This window comes from Sphingobium rhizovicinum (assembly GCF_042647625.1).
Classification (GTDB): domain Bacteria; phylum Pseudomonadota; class Alphaproteobacteria; order Sphingomonadales; family Sphingomonadaceae; genus Sphingobium; species Sphingobium rhizovicinum.
Map to the genome: position 1 here is coordinate 704,006 of NZ_JBHRVU010000005.1, position 23,656 is coordinate 727,661.

Annotated in this window: 15 protein-coding genes; all 15 read left to right on the forward strand. The window is 62.2% G+C overall.

What is annotated here, in order from left to right; all coding sequences use genetic code 11:
- Positions 1-296 precede the first annotated feature (296 nt).
- Genes ACFOKF_RS21835 through ACFOKF_RS21905 form a run of 15 tightly spaced genes read left to right on the forward strand, consistent with a single transcriptional unit; the run spans position 297 to position 23,654 of the window.
- Positions 297-929 carry a DUF4255 domain-containing protein gene (locus tag ACFOKF_RS21835; protein ID WP_380798674.1) on the forward strand — a complete coding sequence of 211 codons (633 nt, stop codon included), beginning with the start codon at positions 297-299 and terminating at the stop codon, positions 927-929.
- A 2-nt stretch (positions 930-931) separates the two neighbouring features.
- Positions 932-1,939 carry a hypothetical protein gene (locus tag ACFOKF_RS21840; RefSeq protein ID WP_380798675.1) on the forward strand — a complete coding sequence of 336 codons (1,008 nt, stop codon included), beginning with the start codon at positions 932-934 and terminating at the stop codon, positions 1,937-1,939.
- Between the two features lie 21 nt (positions 1,940-1,960).
- The gene (locus ACFOKF_RS21845) at positions 1,961-3,505 is read left to right on the forward strand and encodes a phage tail sheath family protein (RefSeq protein WP_380798677.1); all 1,545 of its coding nucleotides are present in this window, start codon (positions 1,961-1,963) and stop codon (positions 3,503-3,505) included.
- 31 nt (positions 3,506-3,536) lie between these two features.
- On the forward strand, positions 3,537-3,980 hold the full coding sequence (locus tag ACFOKF_RS21850; protein WP_380798678.1) for a phage tail protein: 444 nt from the start codon (positions 3,537-3,539) through the stop codon (positions 3,978-3,980).
- Between the two features lie 4 nt (positions 3,981-3,984).
- Positions 3,985-4,431, forward strand: a complete 447-nt coding sequence (locus ACFOKF_RS21855; protein ID WP_380798680.1) for a phage tail protein — start codon at positions 3,985-3,987, stop codon at positions 4,429-4,431.
- A gap of 7 nt (positions 4,432-4,438) precedes the next feature.
- A complete protein-coding gene (locus ACFOKF_RS21860) occupies positions 4,439-4,618 on the forward strand; it encodes a DUF5908 family protein (protein WP_380798681.1) in 180 nt (59 codons plus the stop codon).
- Position 4,619: 1 nt separating this feature from the next.
- The gene (locus ACFOKF_RS21865) at positions 4,620-5,330 is read left to right on the forward strand and encodes a CIS tube protein (RefSeq protein WP_380798683.1); all 711 of its coding nucleotides are present in this window, start codon (positions 4,620-4,622) and stop codon (positions 5,328-5,330) included.
- Positions 5,327-7,093 (forward strand): type VI secretion system tip protein VgrG, encoded by a 1,767-nt coding sequence (gene vgrG, locus ACFOKF_RS21870; protein ID WP_380798684.1) that lies wholly within the window; start codon positions 5,327-5,329, stop codon positions 7,091-7,093. Before ACFOKF_RS21865 ends, vgrG begins: the two co-directional genes overlap by 4 nt.
- Before the next feature lie 16 nt (positions 7,094-7,109).
- Entirely contained in the window at positions 7,110-7,379 is a 270-nt protein-coding gene (locus tag ACFOKF_RS21875) for a PAAR domain-containing protein (RefSeq protein ID WP_380798686.1), read from the forward strand.
- A 4-nt stretch (positions 7,380-7,383) separates the two neighbouring features.
- Positions 7,384-7,827: a GPW/gp25 family protein gene (locus ACFOKF_RS21880; protein WP_380798688.1), complete on the forward strand. Its 444-nt coding sequence runs from the start codon at positions 7,384-7,386 to the stop codon at positions 7,825-7,827.
- Between the two features lie 3 nt (positions 7,828-7,830).
- Positions 7,831-11,454: a hypothetical protein gene (locus ACFOKF_RS21885; protein ID WP_380798689.1), complete on the forward strand. Its 3,624-nt coding sequence runs from the start codon at positions 7,831-7,833 to the stop codon at positions 11,452-11,454.
- On the forward strand, positions 11,451-15,251 hold the full coding sequence (locus tag ACFOKF_RS21890) for a hypothetical protein (RefSeq protein ID WP_380798690.1): 3,801 nt from the start codon (positions 11,451-11,453) through the stop codon (positions 15,249-15,251). Before ACFOKF_RS21885 ends, ACFOKF_RS21890 begins: the two co-directional genes overlap by 4 nt.
- Positions 15,248-19,159: a hypothetical protein gene (locus ACFOKF_RS21895; RefSeq protein ID WP_380798692.1), complete on the forward strand. Its 3,912-nt coding sequence runs from the start codon at positions 15,248-15,250 to the stop codon at positions 19,157-19,159. The genes ACFOKF_RS21890 and ACFOKF_RS21895 overlap by 4 nt, the downstream gene beginning before the upstream one ends.
- Positions 19,146-20,600 carry a contractile injection system tape measure protein gene (locus tag ACFOKF_RS21900; protein WP_380798694.1) on the forward strand — a complete coding sequence of 485 codons (1,455 nt, stop codon included), beginning with the start codon at positions 19,146-19,148 and terminating at the stop codon, positions 20,598-20,600. The genes ACFOKF_RS21895 and ACFOKF_RS21900 overlap by 14 nt, the downstream gene beginning before the upstream one ends.
- 3 nt (positions 20,601-20,603) lie before the next feature.
- Complete coding sequence (locus ACFOKF_RS21905; RefSeq protein ID WP_380798695.1) at positions 20,604-23,654, forward strand: eCIS core domain-containing protein; 3,051 nt, start codon at positions 20,604-20,606, stop codon at positions 23,652-23,654.
- The last annotated feature ends 2 nt before the right edge of the window (positions 23,655-23,656 follow it).

Genomic DNA, 23,656 nt, shown 5'->3' on the forward strand with positions numbered 1-23,656 from the left:
GGGTCGCCATTGTTTGCAACAGAGCCTCCATGCCTGCTCCCGTCTTCATGCCATTTCGCTGCGCAGGACGAGGCCACGCTGTTCAAGAGTCGGGGTGTTCCTGCGACAGATCGAACAACATGTGCGATGAGCGATAAGATTTGTCGCAAAATCAGACTCCACAAGTCAGTGCAACCACCATATGCTCCGTCTGCGGTGAATCGACATGTCCTCCGCGCAATGGGTCGTGAAGAAAAACAATAATCGACTATTGTGTGTCACCGGCGCATGGATATGCGCGGCGGGGGATTTTGGCAATGCTATCCCATGCATTGACGATTGTGAGCAATGAACTCAATCGTCATTTGACGAGCATTTATGGTGGCGCTGCGACTCAGGTAAAACTCGGCAATATCGCCGAGGGTGTCGGCACAGCGAGTCCGGGCGCTTTGCCCCGTGATGTGCTCGGCCTGTCCATGGTGAACATTCGCGAGGAGAAGGCCCTGAAGAACGGGCCGGGCTATGTGCGCAATGATGCGTCAATGACGGTCCTGTACCAGAATCCGCCGCTCTTCCTGAATTTCCACATCCTGATCGTCGCGACGCACAGCAATTATTCCAATGCGCTGCTGATGCTGTCGCGCGCGTTGCAATTCTTCCAGTATCGCAACCTGTTCACACAGGATGTGGTGGCCCCCGCATCGCTCACCACCAATGCGCCGGCCAATGCACTGGACCAGCTGGCCAGCTTCAAGATCGGCTTTGACCTGTGCTCGCCGACGATGGAGGAAGTGAACCATCTCTGGGGCACGCTGGGCGGAAAACAATATCCCTTTGCCCTGTATGCGCTGCGCGTCGTCGAAATGCAGTTCAAGGCGGTCGAGAGCGAGAGCGGCCTGATCACCGAGGTCGTGAACGATGTGCGCCAGACTATTGCGGTGGCGGGCTGACCATGGGCGAGCGGTCGACAACGCCCTATCAGCGCCTGTTCACGGTACGGCTGCTTCACCATTATTGGCTGGACGATGGCGCGACGCTGTTCGACGCCATGGCGAGCGCCAGCCAGCGCGATGTGCGGTTGCTGAACTATGACATACGCCCGATATTGAAGGTTGCGCCGACCCCCGACACGGAGCGTTTGATCGTGGGATCTGGATGCGTTTTCAAGCCATTGGGACTGGGCTTTGTCGTCGGGGTGCCAACAGGAGCACGCCTGCCCAAGGACATGATGCTGAATTTCGCGGTTTCCATCATCGACAACCGCTTCTTCGACGTCACCGCCCTCACCCTCCGTCCGCAGCGGATCGTCGAGGTGGCGGGAACGGACGGAGCCATCCATCGCTTCAAGGAAAATGTGCCGGTCCTGTCCAATCTGACTGGCACGACGCGCGGTTCGGGGACATCGGCAAAGCTCTATCTCTCCCGCGCGATCCCGGCCGCTGCGGCGGACGATCCGGTCGAAGCGCTGGTGACATCCGGTTCCAACCTGCTCCAGCTCGTCGGCGACAATCCAGGCGCGGCGACGCTCCAGATCGGTGCGAGCGCCAGTCTGCCCGCCTTCTTGAGCCAGGTGGACGTGCCCGCGATCGTCCCCCCTGCCGGCGTGACAGGCGCTCCGGCGCGTGGCGTGGCGCTGTCGGCCGAACTGCCCGACGATATTTATGCCCTGTTGTCGCTCACGGCGGTGAACAGCGGCGACACTCGTTTCAGCTTCCTTACAGCCACCACGGGCGCGCCCAGAGCGACGCCGCCGGTCTATGATGTGCGCTTCCGGAACCGCTCGACGCGGTGGGTCTATCGCGATCAGCGGACGGGCAATGTCGTCTCGACCGAAGCGCAGCCACTGCCCCTCACCCTGTTCGGCAACGCCGGGACCAAACGCAAGGCCATGCCTGGGCCGATCAAGGCGGAGAAGTCCGGCGCGAAAATCACGCGGATCATTTCGGAAATCTATATTTAGCAACCAGCAAGAGGGCATGCCATGGCCACCAGCTACAGGACTCCCGGCGTCTACGTCGAAGAGATTGCGAAATTCCCGCCTTCCGTGGCGCCAGTGGAAACGGCCATCCCGGCCTTCATCGGCTATACCGAAAAGGCGCAGCGAACTGTGGCGGCCGACCTGCACCTGAAACCAACGCGCATCAGTTCAATGGCGGAATATGAGCTGTATTTCGGGCTGCCGCAGGAAGAAGAGAATATAGAGATCACGATCACATCGAACACGGTCGATGGCGTGACGATCGACAAGGTGGCAGCGACCCTGGACGAGGCAGACCGCTCAAAGCACCTGATGAATTATGCGCTACAGACCTATTTCGCGAACGGCGGTGGCCCCTGCTACATCGTGTCCGTCGATCCCTATCTGACGACCTTTGGCGCCGCACCGACGGGAACCGACCTTGGCGACGGCCTCACCGCCATCGCCAAGGAGGACGAGCCGACGCTGCTCGTCTTTCCGGAAGCGCAGAATCTGTCGTTCAGCGACTACACCACGCTGATGAACAGCGCGCTGCTGCAATGCGCGACGCTGATGGACAGGTTCGTGATCCTCGACGTCCATGGCGACGACCAATCCATGTCCGATCCTGCGGACGATTTCATGGCCGGGATCGCCAATTTCCGCGACGCTTCGATCCAGAATCTCAAATATGGGGCAGCCTATGCGCCCAATCTGGAGACCACGATCGACTTCAGATATGCCGACGATACGTCCGTAAGTGGGGCAACGGCAACGCCCGCTCCTACCCCCACACCGACACCGGCGCCGACACCAACGCCCACGCCGGCCCCTACTCCGACACCGACGCCCACTCCAACTCCAACGCCTACGCCTACACCTGCACCGACGCCTACTCCCACACCTGCGCCGACCACGCTTTCCGGCCTTGAAGAGGTTCGCAACGACCTCTTCGCGGCCGCCAAAGCGGCGATCCGCGAACTGCCGTGCCGGCTGCCCCCCTCCGCGGCGGTGGCGGGGGTCTATGCCGCGACCGACGGCAGTCGCGGCGTATGGAAAGCGCCTGCGAACGTCGCCCTGAGTGCCGTGACGCAGCCAACGATCCCGCTGACGAATGTCGAGCAGGACCGCATGAACATCGACACGACCGCCGGCAAATCGGTCAATGCGATTCGCGCTTTCACGGGTCAGGGCACATTGGTCTGGGGCGCCCGCACCCTTACCGGCAACGATAATGAATGGCGCTATGTCAGCGTCCGGCGCTTCTTCAACTTCGTGGAAGAATCCGTGAAGAAAGCGACGATGCAGTTCGTCTTCGAACCCAATGACGCCAACAGCTGGGTCAAGGTGCAGGGAATGATCGAAAATTTCCTAACCACCCTCTGGCGACAGGGCGCGTTGCAGGGCGTGAAGCCCGAGCATGCCTTCTATGTATCGGTCGGCCTCGGCAAGACGATGACTCCGCTCGACATCCTGGAAGGCCGGATGATCGTGGAGATCGGCATGGCGGCGGTGCGGCCGGCCGAATTCATCATCCTGCGCTTCTCTCACAAGCTGGCCGAGTCCTGATCGACCGACCCTGACCATATTCTAGGAGGCAATGATGGCTGCTCAGGAATATCCCCTTCCGCGTTTCCACTTCCTGGTCGACTGGGGTGGCGCGAAGCTCAGCTTCACCGAGGTCACCGGGCTCGTCATGGAGCGCGAGAAGATCGAATATCGCCACAGCAACAGCCCCGATTTCAACAAGATCGCGATGCCCGGCCTGGTCAAGAACGGCAATATTACCTGCAAGCGCGGCAAGTTCGAGGGCGACTTCCAGCTCAACGAATGGTTCGATGCGGTCGCCAACGACCGTGCGGGCGGACGCCGCGACCTGGTCATCAAATTGCTGGACGAAAAGCATAAACCGGTCGCGGCCTGGTCCGCCACCCGCTGCTTCCCGGTCAAGGTGATGGCGCCCGACCTCAAGTCCGACGCCAATGAGGTGGCGATAGAAAGCATAGAGATCGCGCACGAAGGTCTGAAACTGATGAAGGTATAGACCCGTGTCGGCCGGCTACTACCCGCCCTGGGGCTTCTACTACAAGGTTGAGTTCCTGCTCGGCACGCCGGGAAAGGCCGACGATGCACGCTTTCAGAACGTATCCGGCCTGTCGGTCGAATATGATTATGAAAGCTTCAAGGAAGGCGGCGAGAATCGTTTCGAGCATAAGCTGCCCGTGCGGACCAAATATGCCGACATGGTGCTGAAGCGCGGAATGTTGACCGATTCCGGAGTCATCCGCTGGTTTCTGGCGGCCTTTCGTGACCGCAGTTTCTCACCGGCGGATATCAACGTCATCCTGATGAGCGAAACGGGCGCGCCTCTGCGCACATGGAACGTCACCCATGCCGTGCCCAAGAAATGGATGGTGAGCGACTTCAACGCCAATGAGAGCAGCATCGTCATCGAGACGCTGGAGCTAACCTACCGCTATTTCAGCATTCAGTAGAGGGACCATGCCCGTCGAGATCAGAGAATTGCATATTCGGGTGACGGTGGACGGCGGCGCGGCGAAATCGGCTGCGACCGCTGGAGGCCGGGCGCATGCGGGCGAGGCGGAGGCGGACAGGGACGCCATCGTCGCCGAATGCGTCGAGCAGGTGCTGCAAATCCTCCAGACGCGAAAGGAACGCTGACATGGCGGCGCCGGGCAAGCATGGCAAGATGCTGATCCTCGCCTTCGCGGATTCGAAGAAGGCGGAAAGCGGCGGCGTGGCGGAGGCGGATGAGGCCTTCGAGGCGCTCATCAACCCCGAGACCTACACCATCGCCTATAAGCTGAAATTCTCCGAGTCCGGACAAGGCCATGGGACGAGCGGCAAGCAGCTGAAATATCAGTATACCGAACCGGCGGACATGACGTTCGAGTTCCTGTTCGACAATACGGGGATCATCGATGGCGAGCCGCGCGCTTCGGTGGCGGACGATCTGAAGAAATTCAAGGAAGTGCTGATCGATTATAAGGGCGACGCGCACGAGCCGCGCCATTTCAAGCTGGTGTGGGGCGAAAATTCCATCTTCAAGGGCCGCGTCACCCTGCTCGACGTCACCTACAAGCTGTTCAACGCCGACGGCACGCCGATCCGCGCCATCGCCAAGGTGACGTTCAAGGCAAGCATCGAGGAAGAGAAGCGCGCCGCCAAGGAGGACAAGAAATCCCCTGACCTCACCCATGTGCGCAAGGTCAAGCGGGGCGATACGCTGCCCCTGCTGTGCAACGAGATTTACGGCGATCCGCGCTATTATTTGCAGGTTGCGGCGCATAACCGGCTGACCAATTTCCGCACCTTGAAGCCCGGCGACAACCTCCGCTTTCCGCCCATTGCCAAGGTGGTGCCAGCGCCGTGACCGAGCAGACCGTCATTCCGACGCCGGCTACGCCAGACGTATGCACCCCGGCGATCCTGATCGACGGGAAGGAATTGCCCGGCGCTTTCCACATGCTCGCCATGACAATCGTTCGGGAAGCCAATCGCATCCCCTCCGCCTCCATCCAGTTCGACGACGGCGATGCGGCCAAGGCGACCTTTGCGGCGAGCAGCGCGGACGAGTTCGCGCCGGGCAAGAGCATTGAGATACAACTGGGCTATCGCTCGCAAAACAAACGCGTGTTCAAGGGCGTGATCGTCCGCCAGCAGATCAGGATCCGCAAGGGCGCCGCCGTGCTGAGCGTCGATTGTTATGCCGAGGCCGTGAAGATGATCGGCGCCCGCAGGAGCCGCTATTTCCTCGACAAGAAGGACAGCGACATCATCGATGAGGTGCTGGGCGAGCATGGCCTGTCAAAGGATGTGGAGACAACCCAGCCGCAATTGAGGGAAGTGGTGCAATATGACTGCACCGACTGGGATTTCCTGTTGTGCCGCGCGGATGCCAATGGCCTCGTGGCGCTGGTGGAGGATGACAAGGTCCGTTTCGCAAAACCGGCGGCGGGCGGATCGCCGGCACTGAGCCTCGTCTATGGCGCGACCGTGCTGGAGCTTGATGCCGAAATGGACGCACGCTGGCAGAGCAAGGCCGTCAGGGCGGAGGCGTGGAAGGCGGCGGATCAGGCAGTGCTGGATGCCGACGCCAGCGAGCCGGCAACGCCGGCGGCGGGCAATGTGAGCGCAGCCGACCTTGCGAAGATATTGGGCGACGACACCGACCTTATCATCCATGGCGGGGCCATCGATCAGGCGGAACTGCAAAGCTGGGCCGATGCCCGGTTGCAGCGGATGCGCCTCGCCCGGCTACGCGGCCGTGCGCGGTGTCAGGGGTTCGCCGACATGTTGCCGGGCCTGATCGTCGAGATTTCGGGCATTGGCGAGCGGTTTTCCGGCAACCTCTATGTGTCGGGCGTGCGCCACAGCGTATCGGCGGGCAATTGGGAGACCGATGTCCAGTTCGGCCTCGGTCATGAGGGTTTCGCCGAAACCCACGACCTGCGTCCGCTGCCAGCCGCCGGGATGCTGCCGGCGGTCAGCGGATTGCAGATCGGTGTGGTGACGGCGCTGGAGAAAGACCCAGACGGCGAGGATCGCATTCGCTGCCGCCTGCCCCTCATTTCCGCGCAGGACGACGGTGTGTGGGCGCGGATCACCACCCTCGACGCGGGCAAGGATCGCGGCACTTTCTTCCGGCCGGAGATAGACGATGAGGTGGTTGTCGGCTTCCTGAGCGACGATCCGCGCCATCCGGTGATCCTGGGCATGGTGCATTCGAGCGCCAAACCGGCGCCGGAGCCGGCCGAAGACACCAATCACCATAAGGGCTATGTCAGCCGCGAGAAGATGAAGCTGACCTTTGATGACGAGAAGAAGGTCGTCCTCATAGAGACGCCGGCGGGCAATCGGATAACACTCTCCGAAGATGCCAAGGGCATCAAACTGGAGGACCAGAACAAGAACCGCATCATCCTGGACGATAGCGGCATCCTGATAGAGAGTGCGAAGGATTTGACCTTCAAGGCCGCGGGCGACGTGAAGCTGAGCGGCGCCAATGCGGAGTTCAGCGCGCAGAGCGCGTTCAAGGCGTCGGGCGCGAGCACGGCAGAACTTTCGGGTGCGCAGACCAAGGTGAACGGCGACGCGATGACCGTCATCAAGGGCGGCATGGTGCAGATCAACTAAGCGGGAGGAAATGGCGATGACCTTTGCAGCACGCATCAGCGACCTGATCGTCAGCCCGGCGACGCAGGGTGCGCCGGTGCCGATCATTCCGCCCGGCTGCCCGACCGTGCTGATTGGCGGCTTGCCCGCCGCGCGGGTCGGCGATGGCTGCGGTGTCGATGCCATCATCGTCGGATCGGCGACGGTCTTTATTGGCGGCGTGCCGGCTGCACGCGTGGGCGCGACGACGGCATCAGGCGGTTCGGTGCTCCCCCCCGGCGCGCCGACCGTGACGATCGGCGGCTGAATCCATGGACCGCGACTTCCTCGGCAAGGGCTGGTCCTTTCCACCCGACTTTACCCGGCCCGGCCTGGGCGTCGCCATGCTGGAGCAGGATGCGGATGTCGCGTCGAGCCTCGAAATCCTGCTCGGCACGGTGCCGGGCGAACGGATCATGCAGCCGCGCTATGGCTGCAACCTGCGTGAACTCTGTTTCGAGACGCTCGACACGCGGATCAAGACGCTGATGATCGACAAGATCGAGACGGCGATCCTCTATTTTGAGCCGCGCATTACACTGGAGAGCGTCACGCTCTACAACGACCGGCAACTGGAAGGGATCGTGCTGATCGACATCATATACCGGGTCAAGACGACCAACAGCCGGTTCAACTTCGTCTATCCCTATTACATCGATCAGGGCACCGACATCAACCTGACCACCAGCGTCAACCTGTTGCCGGAGGCGATCTGAGCCATGTCCGGGTGCGGCGACAGCATCGATCCCCAGAAGCTGGTGCGGGAGGGCATGAGCCAGGACGGGCGGCGGATCGCCGTGCTCAATCCTGCCAATGTGCCTGTCGATCCGGGGAGCGTCGCGCGGGATATCGTGTTCGCGCGCGGCTATACGCGGCTGCTGCGCTATTTCAACGCAGACGGGACGGTTGACGGCGACTGGAGCGCGCTGTTCGGCGGCGATCCGGCGGTGCCGCTGGCCATCGCAGCCATAGAGGATGTCGAAAGCTACAAGCAGGCTGTACGCAGCTGGTTCGATTTTCTCGATAACCTGGCGAATGAAGCGGACGAGGATGGGCTGATCGAGCGGTTCGGCTATGTGTTCGACAGCGTCGGCGGTGTGGCGCGGGGGCTGGACGCTCTGACGCTGAGCCTGCCGGAAACGATGCCGCTCCGGGCGACGCTGGGCAATATGATCGCGGCGCAACTGGCACCGGCGCTGGCGCGGCTGATCACCTATTATAAGGCGGGCGAGACGCTCGCCATCATCGATCCCGCCGATCCCAAGCCGCCGCTGCGCATTCTGGAACAGCCGGTCGGCAAATTCGGGACTTTGCTGACCGATGGTCTGTCGGACGTCTGGAGCCGTGGGGCTGCATGGAGTGCGCATGTCGCCGGGATCGCGGAGGATGCGAGCGTCTATGGTTCGGGCAGCGGGGTATTTACGCGCATCAACCATTGCACGCGCCACACGCTGTTCCGGTCCGTCTATGATCAGTTTCTGAAAGGACTGGCCCGGCTAACCGCCGATGCCGGGCCGGCGCTGGAGACAGCGCTGTCAAAATGGGACGGGCATGCGCCGCATTATGCGTTGTTCCTCGCCTTCCTGCGCCTGTTCGAGCATGTGCGGGAAGCGGCGAACAGCCTGACCGGACGGCATCTCGACTTCTACTATCGCTCGATCCTGATGCTGAAGGAGCAGCCGGCGGCGCCCGGTCACGCCCATCTGCTGGCGGAACTGGCGCGGCAGAGCGACAGCCATAGATTTGCGCCGGGTCTCGGCTTTCGCGCGGGCAAGGATGGTGCGGGCAAAGACGCCTTCTTCGCCAATGTGCGCGACATGGTGGCCAATCGCGCGCAGGTCGCCACGCTCTCCACATTTTATCGGCATGGCGGCGAGTTGGTGAATGGGGGAGCGCTCGATCAGGGGCGGATTTTCGCGGCGCCGGTCGCCGGACCGCTACCCCCCGCCGATCAGCCGTGGCATTCCTTCTTTCGCAAAACCTATATCGACGGCGCGCTGAAAGATATCGCGATGCCGCCGGCCGAGATCGGCTTTGCGGTCGCGTCCCACTATCTGCTGATGGCGGAGGGGCCGCGCAGGATCGAACTGATTTTCACGGTCGAGGGCTATGCTGGCCAGACCGGAGCGGAGTTCAGGGAGGACATCAGCTGCCTCATCACCACGTCGGAAGCGTGGCTGGAGAAGCCAGCGGTCACGTTCACGGCCTTTTCGGCGACCAGCATGAAGCTGACCGTGGACCTGACGGGCGCCGACGCGCCAATCACGCCTTACGTCGCCGGAGTCCATGGCCGGGGGTTTGACACGGACCTGCCCATGCTGCTGGTCGTATTGCGGCAAGACCGGGCACGCCCTTACGCCTATTCGGCTTTGCAAACCATAATGGCGACACAAGTGGCGATCAGCGTGACCGCCGATGCAGTGAAGGCGCTGGCCCTGTCGAACGATTTCGGGCCGGTCGACCCGTCGAAGCCGTTCCAGCCATTCGGGGCGTCGCCCGTGGCGGGCAGCAGTCTCGTCATCGGATCGAAAGAGGTGTTTCAGAAGAAGCTTTCGACGCTGGAGGTCAGTATAAGCTGGCTGACGTCGCCCGTCGTTTTTACCGGCACCACCGTCCCTACCGTCAGCATGAGCCTATTGAACGCAGGAACATGGAGCGACGCGACCGCGCCCAATCCTGCCATCGCCCTTACCGCCTCGCCGCTTACCCTTTCCAACAGCGTCTCCGCCGACCTCTCCAAGCCAGTGCTGGATCGGCCCGATTTCACATTGAATGCGCCCTTTTCAATCAGCGCGCGGCAGGGCTTCGTGCGCCTGCGCCTGAGCGGAGACATCGGTCAGGGCGGCTATCAGACGGCACTGATCAATCATATCGTCCAGCAACTGACCACCGCCCCGCCCCAGCCCCCGGTCGGGCCGACCGCCACGTCCGTCACGCTGAAATACACGGCACAGGCGACGCTGCTGCTCGGCACGGTAGCGGCAGACGCCTTCCGGAACCGCCCAGCGCGTTTCTTCCACCTTGCCCCGTTTGGCGCGGTGGAGCGGCATCCGGCGCTGGATGGAGGCAGCAATGTGCCCCTGCTACCGCAATTCGCGATCCGGCAGGGCAATGCGTCGGTGCAGAGCGAGGCGGAATTTTACATCGGCATTTCGGGCCTCGCGCCGCCGCAGTCTCTCTCGCTGCTGTTTCAGGTCGCTGACGGAACGGCCAATCCCCTCGCGGTCAAGCCGGCTCGGCATATCGACTGGAGCTATATGCGGGGCAATCAATGGGTGTCGCTCAAGACCAGCGAGGTGCAGGACGAGACGGCAGGCCTTGTCAAATCGGGCATCGTCGCACTGGCCATCCCGCAGGACGCGATGAGCGACAATCGGCTCATGCCCGCCGGCCAGCATTGGCTTCGCCTGGCGGTGTCCACCAAGAGCGACGCGGTGTGCGCGCTGCGGCTGGTGGCGGCACAGGCATTGGAGGTGGTGTTCGCCGATCGCGGCAATGCAGCCGATTTTTCCGCTACGCCGCTGCCGCAGGGCACCGTCGCCAAGCTGGAACGACCGGATTCAGCCGTGAAGGCGATCAGCCAGCCCTTCACTGGTTTCGGCGGGCGCGGCGCGGAGCCTCCGGACGCCTTTCGCACCCGTGTCAGCGAGCGTTTGCGGCATAAGGACCGCAGCATCGTCCTGTGGGACTATGAGCATCTGATCCTCCAGGCATTTCCGCTGATCTACAAGGTGAAGTGCCTCAACCACACCCAATATGAGCCGAACGAGAGCGGCACGGGCATCTATCGCGAACTGGCGCCCGGCCATGTCACCATCGTGACCATCCCCGACCTGAAGGCGCAGCAGCAGATCAATCCGCTGAAGCCCTATACCAGCCTGGGCATGCTGGAGGAGATCGCGGCATATCTCCGCCAGCGGTCGAGCTGTTTCGCGCAATTGCATGTGCGCAATCCCCAGTTCGAAGAGATACGGGTGCGCTTCGCGGTGCGGCTGTACGATGGCTATGATGAAAGCTTTTATGGCGGGCTTTTGCGGGAGGCGATTACGCGCTTCCTTTCGCCCTGGGCATTTGGTGAGGCGCCCCCCCCCTCTTTCGGCGGACGGGTGCACAAGTCCGCGCTGATCGGCTTCGTGGAGGCCCAGCCCTATGTCGATTATGTCGCCGACTTCCAGCTGTTTCAAGATATCGGAACGGCCAAGGGCACTGTCGACCTTGATCAGGCGGAAGCATCGCGCGCCGTATCCGTGCTGGTCTCGGCGCCGGCCGCGGAGCACAGGATCGTCATCCTCCACCCGGACGCCGAAGCCGGTCTCGCCGAACGATGCGGGTGTGACGCATGACCGCAAAACCGGCCTCGCTGATCCCCAATCCGGTACTGCCGCCGGTCGAGGATTTCTATGCGCTGCGACGCGAAGGCGTGGGCTATATTGCCGAGGCGGGAAGCCGGGAGTGGACGGATTTCAACGTCCATGATCCGGGCATCACCCTGCTGGAGGCGCTCTGCTACGCCATCACCGACATCGGCTATCGCACGGGCTGGAATATCGCCGACCTACTGACCGGCGCGACGCCGTCGGACGATCCGAAGCAACCCTTCCCGGATCAGAGCTTCTTTACCGCGCGCGACATATTGACGGTCAATCCGACCACCAGTGAGGATGCGCGCAAGCTGTTGATCGACCTGCCGCTGGTCCGCAACGCTTGGCTGATCTGCAAGGCCTGCGCCTGCGAAACCAGCTATTTCGCATGGTGCACGATCGCGGATGAACTGAAGCTCGGCTATCGCGAGCCGGCCGCCAGTGCGCTCATCCGGGGAGAGTCGGTCAGGGAAAGCTGGGCGAAGGGCCTGTTCGAAGTCCTGATCGACCTGGAGGAGGATGCCGAGCTTGGCGATCTCGGCGACCGGATGGTCGTCTTCAACGGCGTGTTGCACGACGCGGACGGCGCGCATGCCTATAGCATGGAACTGCGCTTTCCCGATATGGCGCTGATCGACCGGGACGACTGGCTGGCCTTTCTCGACAACGACGCCGCCTTTGCAAATGAGGGGAGTTTCACCCTTGAGCTTACCCGTCTGGCCGCGACCAAGGACTATAATATTCTGACCCCACCCGGCATTGCGCCGGACCCGGACGGCTATCTGCGGCGGAACTGGAACGGCCTGTTCTATCTGGACTTCGCGATCGACAGCGCATCGCTGGCCGCACCCATCACCATCGAAAATGCGGCGCTGCGAGTGATTGGCGACAATGCGGTTCGCAATGCCGCGAAGGCGAGCGATTGGCAGGCGCTGTTCCAGAACAGGAGCGCGGGGGGGATCCTGCAACGCTACCGCCGCAAGGCGAAGGCGACCCGGGTGGCCGTCGAGAGCGCCCGCGACACGCTCCATGCTCATCGCAACCTTGACGAGGATTATTGCTATATCGCCAGCGTGGGCGTGGAGGATGTGGCCGTCTGTGCCGATGTAGATGTCACGCCGGATGCGGACATCGAGCGGGTTCAGGCCGAAATTTGGCTCGCCATAGAAGAGTATTTCAGCCCGCCGATCCGCTTCCACACCTTGCGCGAGCGGCTGGAGGCGGGTGCGGCGGTCGAGGATATTTTCGACGGGCCGGCGTTGGAGAACGGGTTCATCGATGCCGATGACCTGAAGGCATCCGACCTCAAGACAGTGCTGCGCTGCTCCGACATCATCGGCCGGTTGATGCAGATCAACGGCGTGCAGGCGGTAAACCAGTTGCGCCTCACCAAATATGACAGCGAAGGCGCGCCGGTGAAGGGGGCGGCCGACCCCACCTGGTCGGACGTCGAGCCGGGCACGGCTGAACCAAGCTGGGCTGGCGGCGAACCGATCTTCGATCCCGAACGGCTGAGCGCGACATGGCTGCTATATCTGGCGAGCCGCAGCAGGCCGCGCCTCTATCTCAATCTCTCGCGCTTCCTCTTCTTCAAGAACGGCCTGCCCTTCCAGCCGCGCATGGACGAGGCGATGGACACGCTCAACGCGTTGCGCGGCGCGGCAGAGAGGCCGAAATTCCCCGGTGCGGAGAAGGATCTGCCGGTACCGAAGGGCGAATATCGCGATCCCGCCGCCTATTTCCCGGTGCAGCACAGCCTGCCGCTCCTCTATGGCGTGGGGCCGGACGGGCTGCCGGGCAATGCATCGGCAAAGCGGCGCGCGCAGGCGCTGGACCTCAAATCCTATCTCATGGTCTTCGAACAGATGCTGGGCAATGCGCTGGAACAGCTTGCCCATAGCGCCGACCTGTTCTCGCTGGACGCAGGCGTGGCGCGCACCCGCTTCATCAAGGCGTTCAGTGGGGAGATCATTGCCGGATATGAGACGATTGCCGAGACCGGCCCCGCTGCGGCGGCCGAGATCGACGCGCTGGCCGAAACCCAGCCGCAGTTCCTGACCCGCCGTAACCTCTTCCTCGACCATCTGCTGGCGCGTTTCGGCGAGCAGTTCAGTGACTATGCGCTGTTGCTGACCAGCATAGATGGGGTAGCGGTCGCGCGGCAGAAGCTGATCGCGAGCAAGATCGCCTTTCTGCAAAGCTATCCGAAGATCAGCCACGATCGGTATCGTGCGTTCAACCGCATGCGCGGCGGCGGCGCGGCTGACAATGATCCCGGCATCAAGACGCGCATCGGCTTGCTGCTCGGCCATCCGAACCTGCGCTTCACACAGCGGGTGACGGGTGCAAGCGGCGGCAATGCGTCGGTCGATTTCACGCTGGACGATGGCGGCGACAAGGACTGGCTGACGACGAGTTTCAGCGTTCCAGTTGGTAGCGAGGAGGCGGCGAGCAACGCGTTGCGTCTCGTCTGGCTCGACCGGATGATCGATCCCGATGCCTATGCGATCATCGCTGTGACGGGCGGGTTCGCGTTGCAACTGATGGACGGCAGCGCGAATCTGCTCGCGCGTTCCCCCGCGCCATTCGGCACATCCGCCGCCGCAGAAGCGATACGGAACCAGCTGCTGGAATGGAGCGCGCAGGCGCGATCCATCCTGGTCGAGCATCTGTTGCTGCGACCAAAGTTCATCGGCGACGCGCTCTATCCCGCCTGCAACGACGGCGATTGCGCGACCTGCGGGTCGGAAGATCCCTATTCCTTCCAGCTGACCTATGTGATGCCGGGCTGGACCGCGCGCTATACCGGCAATCTCGACCTGCGCCGCTTTGCCGACCGCACCATCCAGCAAGAGACGCCGTCGCATCTGCTGCCCAAGATATGCTGGGTCGGTAATGACGGTTTTGCGGAGAACCCATGCGATGAGGTCGTCGGCGACCTTGCGGATCTGTTCGCGGCGGAAGGACAGACGCAGGGTGGCGGCGGGCCGAGCGCCGAAGAAGCCTGCGCGAGCGCTCTGTCGATCTATCACGCCTTCAGCGCCGAGTTCGAAAGCTGGTATGCGGACAGGAAGTTCGCCTTCCTGCGCCGCGATGCGCTGGAAGCGATGATCGCTGCCCATTTCGCGACGGCGCCAACACCTGCCGATGCGGAGGGGCCGGTCGTGCTAAGCCCTGCGCTCTGGACGCTGGTGCAGGCGATGATGACTGCCCATTTCGTCGATATCGCGGTGAACGGATGGCAGTTTGAGCGGTTCGAATGGGCCTGGCGCCACTGGCTGGACGCCGATGCGGCGATCGACTGGACTAAGGAATGGCTGACCGAGCGGGTCGAGGCTGTCCTAACCCTCAACCTGACGAGTATCGCGCAACCCGGCGCTTTGTGCGACTGCGCCCGGCGGATCGTGACCGACCATGGTGTGGCCTTCCATGACTGGATGGAGGCGGGGATCGCCGCAGGTGCGACACTGGAGACACTCCCGCCCTTCTCTCCCCCGGCCGTGACGCTGTGTAGTGGCATGCATTTCCGCGCGGACACCGACGCGGCGATCGGTGCGCTGCTGGAGGATCGCTACACCGCCTATCGCGCGCCGTCCTACTGGCTGCGCGTTGTGGTCACCCTGCTTGCCGGGCTTCGCAATGTCTATCCCGGCGCGACGCTGCATGATTGCGACGATGGCAGCGACCTGAATCCGGTTCGCCTGAACAATACGGCCCTCGGCAACTATCCCCGCCGGACCGTGCCGCGGGCCCCCGTGAACGACGAGGATCAGCCATGACCCAATTGCTTGATCGCTTCCCGGTCTTCGAAGCGAACCAGATCCTGACCAGCGGGCATCTGAACGATGCCTTCGATTATCTCGATGAGCAGGAACGGCTGAGCCGGTCGCTGCTGGTCGGCATCGGCATCGTCTGTGGCTTCGAGATGATCGTCGAGGGCGGCGCTACGATAAAATTGTCCAAAGGGTGCGGGGTCACATCGGAAGGCTATCTGATCGTTGAACCGACGGACATCGAACTGGTCGCCACGCGCCCCTATATGCTGCCCGACGACATCGATTATCCGCCGTTCCGCAACGGCTCCGCCCCCTATGCGCTGTGGGAATTGTTTCAGCCGGGGCAGGAAGCCGCCACGGCGCAGAGCACCACGCCGCTCGCCAGCCAGCCGGGCTTTCTCAACGACAAGGCGCTATTGCTGTTCCTGGAGTTGAAGAAGCGGGGCCTGCGCAATTGCAGCCCCAATAATTGCGACGACAAGGGATCGGAGGTGACGGCGACCGTCCGCCGCCTGCTGATCGCCCGGAGCGATCTCGATGCGATCATCGCGGCGGCCAATGCGCTGGGTTCCGACCAGACCTCCAGCGATCTTGCCGAGGCGTTGACAGCGCGGCTAAACCTGCCCGACCTGCGCATGTTGCGTTTCGACGTGACCAATAGCCGGCCAACCACATCGAACGACGTCTATGCCGCCTTTCTCGCGCTCTTCCGGGATGCGCCGGATGCGGCCAAGAGGCTGGGCGAGGCGCTGAGAAGTGCCTATGCCGCATTCAGCCCGCTGCTCGCTGGTTATACCGGAAATCCCTTCGACAATTTCGAGGCCAATTTCGGCTTTCTCGACGCCGTACCGTCGAGCGATGCACAGGTGCGTTTCCTGCAATATTATGCCGATCTGTTCGAGGATCTGGTGCGCGCCTATGACGAGTTCCGCTGGAAAGGCGCCGAACTGAGTTGCGCATGCTGCCCCTCGCCCGACATATTTCCGCGCCATCTGATGATCGGACTGACGGGGCCGGGGCTGGAGGCGGGCATTTACAGACAGCCTTTCCTCGCCTCGCCCGCCGTCGGCGAATGCCAGGCCGAGACGAAAGAGTTGCGCCAGCTTTTCGCACGCCTTGTCGCGATGGTGCAGCGTTTCACCAACGCGCCATCGCTCCCCGTCGATGATGGCAAGGCGCTGGACAGCCAGATCCGGGTGACGCCGAGCGCGCTGGGAGAACGGCTGCTGGGCGGGCGGGCCATCCCCTATTATTATGGTTTCGACGGGACGCGGCCGATCCACAAGCTGTGGGACGCGGAGAAAACGCGCCGCCTCCGTGACAATCTGAACCTCGGCTATCATTCCGATCATTATGGGAATGCGCCCGAATTCGTCACCGATCCGCTGCGCTACGACCTGGAGCCGGCCAATTTCCTGCGCATCGAGGGGCATCTGGGCAAGCCGTACAAGCGGGCGCTGAAGACGCTGCTGTCGCTGCGCAAGGCGTATCGCCTGCCGATCGACATCATCGCGCTGCGCACTGGCACGCCCGACGAGGCCGCGCCGGACGATCTGAAGGGCAAGCCAAGCCGCTTCCCCGATCTGGAGGCCCTGTACGACACCCTGCGCGAGCAATTGATGCGCATGCTCGCGGAGAGTGTTCGGGCGCTCTACGATGTGCTTGCTCCCCGCGTGACACGTGAGGCCGGTGCGCCGCGACTGCCGCTGCTGCAAGCCTATGCGCCGCGTTATACCTATCGGGGCGCCAGTGTCGGCGCATGGTATGAGGGGGAACTGGACCGACTACAGGCATCCTATGTCGATTTCGAATCGGACGGTCTCAATCCTGATGTCATGGACTATATAAATGCTTCGTTATTCGGCAGCACGACGGGCCTGACATCCACCTATTTCCCCCATGCGACGTCCATCTATTATCTAAGCAAGCTCAGCGACCTGCTGCCCGACAGTCTCGATGCGCTCGATTTTGCTACATTCGAAAATCGATACGGCGACCTGTTGCGGTTGCTGCGCTTCTTTCGCTTCCAGGCGGCGGAAAGGACGGCCGACGACGCTCCCGCCGTGTCGCTGTATGAAGAACTGGTGGATCTGTGCGATGCCTTGCTGATCGGCACGAAGCTGGACCCGATCAAGGCTGTGTATGATGAATATCAGCACCGGCTCGGCGAGCTGCGCAAACATCAGTTCCTCGCCCCCTTTCTCGCGGACCATCCCGGTATCCAGCACAAGGCCGGTGTGCCCATCGGCGGCACCTTCATCCTCGTCTATCATGGCGATCCGGCGGCGCCGCCTGCGCAAGGCAGCGTGACGCCCATGTTCGGCGAGGCGATCGGCACGCTCCCGCCCAACATCTTCCTGGGCGAGGCGGCCCCGGAGTTTGGCATGTTGATGAACCGCATCGCTGCCGATGACAGCCTGTCGGCGAACGGCAATGTCAAACGGCTCGTCCAGATTTTGCGTAAGGAAGCCGAAGCACGGGCCTTTTCAGCGGCCCCTTCGGCAGCCCATGATCCGGCGGCCGAAATCATTGCCAAGACAGTGGATCAGCTGGAAGACGGCGCCGTCATCGCCGATTTCTTCCTACCCTATCGCGTGTCGTGCGACGGGCCGTCGATCCAGTTCGTGCTTCCAGTCCCCGTGCCGAGTTTCACCGTCACCGTGGGCTGCACCGATCCCAAAGGCGTCGCAACGCTAACGGTCGAGGCGAAGGGCGGAGAGGCGCCCTATGAGGTCTCCATCGAAGGCAGCGCCTACAGGCCGCTCGATGCTCCCATCATGATGAAGGCAGGCGACTATGCGATCCGGCTGCGCGACGCGGCGGGCACGGAAACCCCCATCGTCAACGTGCATGTGCCGCCGCCCGTCGGAATCGGAGAGACCGAATATCGTTGTTCCGAAGGCCGCTTCACGGCAACGGTGACGGTCAGTGGCGGCGTCCCGCCCTATATGGCCAATGGCGTGGCGTTCGACGGCACCAGCTATACGAGCGAACCGGCGGAGAGCAGCAGCAGTTTCGAGGTCATGTTCGCCGACAGCAAGGGCTGCTCGGTCTCCACGACCTTCACTCATGAATGCCCCAAGGTTTGCATGCTGCCGAGCAAGGGCATCGCGCGACGCCGCGCCTACCCCTTCTGGCTGTACGAACCCGACGCCGATAATCCCTATGCGGGCGTCAACATCAGTTTCAGCCAGTTCGACGTAGGGACGAATGAAGCCGGTGACAGCGTGTCGCTCACTATCCCCGATTTCACGGCGAAGTCAGACGACCTTACTCCGGCGGCATTTCCCGGTCTGGTCGAGAAATGGATCAAGACGATCAACCGCGCGATCCTCAAGACGCCGGGACTATATGATGAGGATCACAAGGCTCAGTGGCTCACCTTCTATTACGAACCGGGACGTAATCCCGGCCTGCGAGGCACGCTCTGGATAGAATATTTCGAAACGCTGCACTTCAAACTCAATCTGCTCGCCGGCTTTGAGCGGAAGGTGTCGGGCGAGGAAAGGCTGCCGCACAGCTACAACCCGGACGGCCTGGTCATTGCCGACGGCGATGATTTCAAAAGCATCCCGGCGCGTTCGACAGGCGGCATGACGATCGAAAAATGCCCGCCGGAACCAATCAGCATACCATTGTGCCAAGACAAGCCGACCTATGCGCTGAGGATCGAACATGACGGTCCCAACGAGGGGGGGGAATTGTACTTGAATGTCGTGGTCGAAGGCAGTCCGCCCCCATTGACGTTCATCTGGGAGGTGCAGGACGGAAGGCCGGCCATCGGCTATACCGAACGCTTCAATCCCTTCCTGACGCACAAGGGGAGGAAACATGTGGTCGTGACAGCCTATGACGAGCAAGGCTGCACCGTATCGGCATCGATCGATGTCGACTATAATGGCCCGCGCTGAGCGCCATCTCCTGCGCCGCCTCGTCCTCGACGTGGCGTTGCAGGGAACGGAGGCCGAGGGCATGGCCGCCGAGCGGAGCCTGACGACGATCACGCGCGACTGGCTCGCCCCCACGCTCGACCGGGCATTTGCGGGCGTTGCGGCGCCCGACGAAATATGGGCGATCGACCGGTTGGCCGTTGATCTGCCCGCCATAGCGGCCGACCGGCTGGAACAGGATTTCGCGAAGCTGCTGGAGGAAGCGGTGGCGCGAGCGTTGCGGGACTGCGTGACCGTGCCGGGCACCGGCCGCCCCTCTCCGGAAAAATCGTCGGCGCGAGGGACGCCTTCGTTCAACGAAAGCGTGCCGGATGAGGATGGGGGCGCACCTGCCGTCATCCAGCGGCGGACAAGTTCGGGCGCGCTGCTGGAGGCGTTCAGCTATTTTCTGGAGAGGGGCGCGCTGCCCTGGTGGTATCGATTGCCCGAAGGACGCGCGTTCGAACAGGTGCTGCTGGCGGCGTGGCTAGGTGGCGTGCCGCCCGTTGGCTATCGGAACATCGTCATGGCGGCAGCGGCCATGCCCGCGCCGACCGTGTCGCTGATCAGGCTGGTGCGACAATTCTCGCCGCGTTTTCTCGAGCCTCTGCTCGAAAGCATAAGACCGGGTTCTGTGCAGGCCATACCGGCGATCCTTGCGCGGATCGACACCCGCATATCGGGCGAACCGGAACGGCGGCGAGCGAGGGAGCAGGTCTGGCTGGCGGCGTTCCACGATGCGGCAACCGCTTCGCCGGGCCAGGCAAGCGCACTACCACGCCTGATCCGCGCGTGGGACCGGCCAACAGAGCATCCCGTGTCTCCGACAAAGGACAAGATGGACGGAGCCGAGGAAAACCGGACCGCTGATGCACCGACACCGGAACAAGTCCCCCCTTCCTACCCATCTACCAACTTCGATCTGGCGGAGGGGCTGCTGGTCGATTGTGCCGGCGTCGTCCTCCTCCATCCCTTTTTGCCGCAACTGTTCGCGACGCTCGGCCTTGTCGAGGGCGATATGCTGACCGATCCCGACCGCGCGCTCGGCCTGCTGCACTATCTTGCGACCGGCCAACCAAGCGCTCCCGAACATGTGCTGTTGCTACCCAAATTGCTCTGCAACCTGTCACTGGAGCCCCCGACCGGCGCGCCGGTAACGCTGGGCGATGCCGAACGGGCGGAAGCGGATGCCATGCTCGCCGCCGTGATCGACCATTGGGACGCGCTTGGCAGCATATCCGTGGACACATTGCGCGGCAGTTTTCTGTTGCGACTTGGCCGGATTGCCCGGCGGGGCGACGATATCGTGTTGCAGGTCGAGCCGCAGTCGTTCGACATCTTGCTCGACCGTCTGCCCTGGGGGGTGAGCGCAGTGCGCCTGCCCTGGATGCCGACGATCCTCTGGGTGGAGTGGACAGCTTAGCCCGTGAAAGCCGCCGCCGAAAAATCCTCGACAGTTTCGACCGCCGCTGCGTCGCATGTGGCGCGGCAGCCGTTCGTCAAGCCGGTGGGACAGGGCGGCGGTTTCTTCCCCGGCGTACAGGCCAAGATGACGGTCAGCGAACCCGGCGACCGGCTGGAGAAGGAAGCGGACCATCTGGCGGACAAGGTCGTCCGCATGCCCGCCCCCACCGCTGCCAAGGAAGCTGCGCAGCGCAAGGTCGACGACAGGCGGCACGGCATCGACCTGCAACGGAAAGCGGATGAAAAGATCGCCAAGGCACCGGCTGAACGCCCGGAGGTGCAACGAAAGACCGCAGCCAGCGCGCCTGCAAGTGGCCTGGGGGGCGGCGACGTGCAGTCGGCGATCCGCAGCAGAACAGGCGGCGGCGAGCCACTCTCCTCCGACGTTCGCGCGCACATGGAGCCTCGTTTCGGTGCGGATTTCAGCGATGTGCGCATCCACCGCGATTCCGATGCGGCGCAGCTGAATAGCCAGCTCAGTGCACGCGCCTTCACCTATCAGAACCATATCTTCTTCTCGCGCGGCCAATATCAGCCGGGGACGAGCAGTGGACAGCATCTCCTCGCGCATGAACTCACCCACACCATCCAGCAGGGACATGCGATTCAGCGCAGCCCGGACGTCAGCGTAACGGCCGCCACACCGACCGTGCAGCGGCTGGGCGTGCAGGACGCGCTGGACAAGTTCGCCGAATGGGCAAACGCCATTCCCGGCTTCCGCATGCTGACACTGGTGCTGGGTTTCAATCCGGTCAGCATGCGCAGCGTCGACCGCAACGCCGCCAATCTGCTGCGCGCGCTTATCGAGATCGTGCCGGGCGGATCGCTGATCAGCCAAGCGCTCGACAATCATGGCATCATCAACAAGGCGGCCAATTGGGTCGAGCAGAAGATCGCGGCGCTGGGCGACATCGGCGGGCAGATCGCCGCCGCGCTTTGGGCCTTCATCAACTCCCTCAGCTGGACCGACATCTTCGACCTCGGCGGCGTGTGGGACCGGGCGAAGGCGATCTTCACAGGCCCCATCGGGCGGTTGATCGATTTCGGCGTCTCGACGGCAGTCGAACTGCTCAAGATCGTCAAGGAGGCCATACTGGAACCCCTCGCCGCGCTGGCTGAGGGAACGCGCGGATATGATCTGCTTCGCGTCCTGCTCGGCGCGGACCCGATCACTGGCGAAGCGGTGCCGCGCACGGCCGAGACTCTGCTCGGCGGCTTCATGAAGCTGATCGGGCAGGAAGAAATCTGGGAGAATATCAAGAAGGGCAATGCGATCCTGCGTGCCTATGCCTGGTTCCAAACCGCGCTCGAAGGCCTGATGGGCATGGTGCGGACGATCCCGGCGCAGATCATCGCGACCTTCGCCTCGCTGACCTTCGCCGATGTGGTGAGCGTTGCGGGTGCCTTCACGAAGATCGCGGGCGCCTTCATCTCCGCCGCAGGCACTTTCTTCGGCTGGGGCCTCACGACTATCTGGAACCTACTGGAGATCGTGTTCGACGTCGTGAAGCCCGGCCTCATGACCTATGTCCGCAAGACGGGCGCGGCGTTGAAGGGCATCCTCAAGAACCCGCTGCCCTTCCTCGGCCATCTCATCAACGCGGCGAAGCTGGGTTTCAACAATTTCAGCGGCAATATCCTGACCCATCTCAAGAACGGCCTCCTTGAATGGCTGACCGGCGCGCTGGAGGGTGTCTATCTGCCCAAGGCGCTGAGCCTGCTCGAACTGGGCAAGTTCGCGCTCAGCGTATTGGGCATCAGCTGGCTGCGCATTCGCGGCAAGATAGTGAAGGCGCTGGGTTCCGCAGGCGAGAAGATCATGCAGGGGCTGGAACTGGCCTTCGACGTGGTCAAGGCATTGGTGACGGGCGGCGTCGGCGCAGCCTGGGAACTCATCAAGGAAAAGCTGACCGATCTCAAGGATCAGGTCGTGAACGGCGTTATCGGCTTCGTCACCGATACCATCGTCAAGAAGGCCATTCCCAAGCTGATCTCGATGTTCATCCCCGGCGCCGGCTTCATCCCGGCGATCCTTTCCATCTACGACACGATCATGGTGTTCGTGGAGAAGATCGCGAAAATCATCCAGGTGGTGACGGCATTCATCGACTCCATCGTCACCATCGCCGCCGGGAATATCGCCGCCGCCGCGAAAAAGGTGGAGAGCGTGCTGGGCGGCCTCCTCTCCCTTTCCATCAGTTTCCTGGCCGGCTTCCTCGGCCTCGGCAAGATCACCGACAAGATCAAGGAGGTGATCGAGAAGGTGCGCGTCAGCGTGGACAAGGCGCTGGATGCGGCGATTGCATGGGTGGTGGCGAAGGCGAAGGCTTTGTTCGCGCGGTTGTTCGGCAAGGACGACGACAAAAAAGATACCGAGCAAAGCACCAAGGTGAAGGCTGCGGCCGCTGCCGATATCAAGGCATCATCGCGCAGCCTGTCCGATCCCGCCGATCTCGAGAAGATGATCGATGGCGTCTATAACAAGCATTCGAAAGATGGCCTGAAGACAATTCGCGTCACTCCGAACAAGGAAGGCAGTGCCTCGATTGTATTGAACGCCAGCGCAGATCTCATAGCAGAGGAAGTCCGCTTCTTGTTCGCCGCCACCAACCCCAGAAAAGTCATAGCAAAGGTGACATTGAATAATTCATGGGTCGAACCTAGGACATATCAGAATGTCGATGGCGTCCACGCAGAGGAAGTCATATCTCAGGATTGGCCGAATATAATCTCGCGATTCAACGCAGAAAACAAGGGCGCGACTATCAAGTCCATAGATATTTTCGTGAAATATAGTCCGTGCAAGGGCGTGTGCGCACCGAAGCTGCTCAACATAGCGGCACAACATCCCGGCGCGAAATTTTCGATATATTATGGTGAGCTATATGTAGGAAAGAAAGGAAAGGAACTTGAAAATAGCGTCGATGCCGTAAATACGATGCAAGGTGCAGGCATCAAGATCGCCGCATTTGAAATATCGACAACACTCTCGAAAATCCGTAGGGGTCGTTAGAC

Bases quoted from the DNA above. Each gene is read 5' to 3' on its own strand.
- ACFOKF_RS21835 (WP_380798674.1), top strand. From the start codon at position 297: ATGCTATCCCATGCATTGACGATTGTGAGCAATGAACTCAATCGTCAT.
- ACFOKF_RS21840 (WP_380798675.1), top strand. From the start codon at position 932: ATGGGCGAGCGGTCGACAACGCCCTATCAGCGCCTGTTCACGGTACGG.
- ACFOKF_RS21845 (WP_380798677.1), top strand. From the start codon at position 1,961: ATGGCCACCAGCTACAGGACTCCCGGCGTCTACGTCGAAGAGATTGCG.
- ACFOKF_RS21850 (WP_380798678.1), top strand. From the start codon at position 3,537: ATGATGGCTGCTCAGGAATATCCCCTTCCGCGTTTCCACTTCCTGGTC.
- ACFOKF_RS21860 (WP_380798681.1), top strand. From the start codon at position 4,439: ATGCCCGTCGAGATCAGAGAATTGCATATTCGGGTGACGGTGGACGGC.
- ACFOKF_RS21865 (WP_380798683.1), top strand. From the start codon at position 4,620: ATGGCGGCGCCGGGCAAGCATGGCAAGATGCTGATCCTCGCCTTCGCG.
- ACFOKF_RS21875 (WP_380798686.1), top strand. From the start codon at position 7,110: ATGACCTTTGCAGCACGCATCAGCGACCTGATCGTCAGCCCGGCGACG.
- ACFOKF_RS21880 (WP_380798688.1), top strand. From the start codon at position 7,384: ATGGACCGCGACTTCCTCGGCAAGGGCTGGTCCTTTCCACCCGACTTT.
- ACFOKF_RS21885 (WP_380798689.1), top strand. From the start codon at position 7,831: ATGTCCGGGTGCGGCGACAGCATCGATCCCCAGAAGCTGGTGCGGGAG.
- ACFOKF_RS21890 (WP_380798690.1), top strand. From the start codon at position 11,451: ATGACCGCAAAACCGGCCTCGCTGATCCCCAATCCGGTACTGCCGCCG.
- ACFOKF_RS21895 (WP_380798692.1), top strand. From the start codon at position 15,248: ATGACCCAATTGCTTGATCGCTTCCCGGTCTTCGAAGCGAACCAGATC.
- ACFOKF_RS21900 (WP_380798694.1), top strand. From the start codon at position 19,146: ATGGCCCGCGCTGAGCGCCATCTCCTGCGCCGCCTCGTCCTCGACGTG.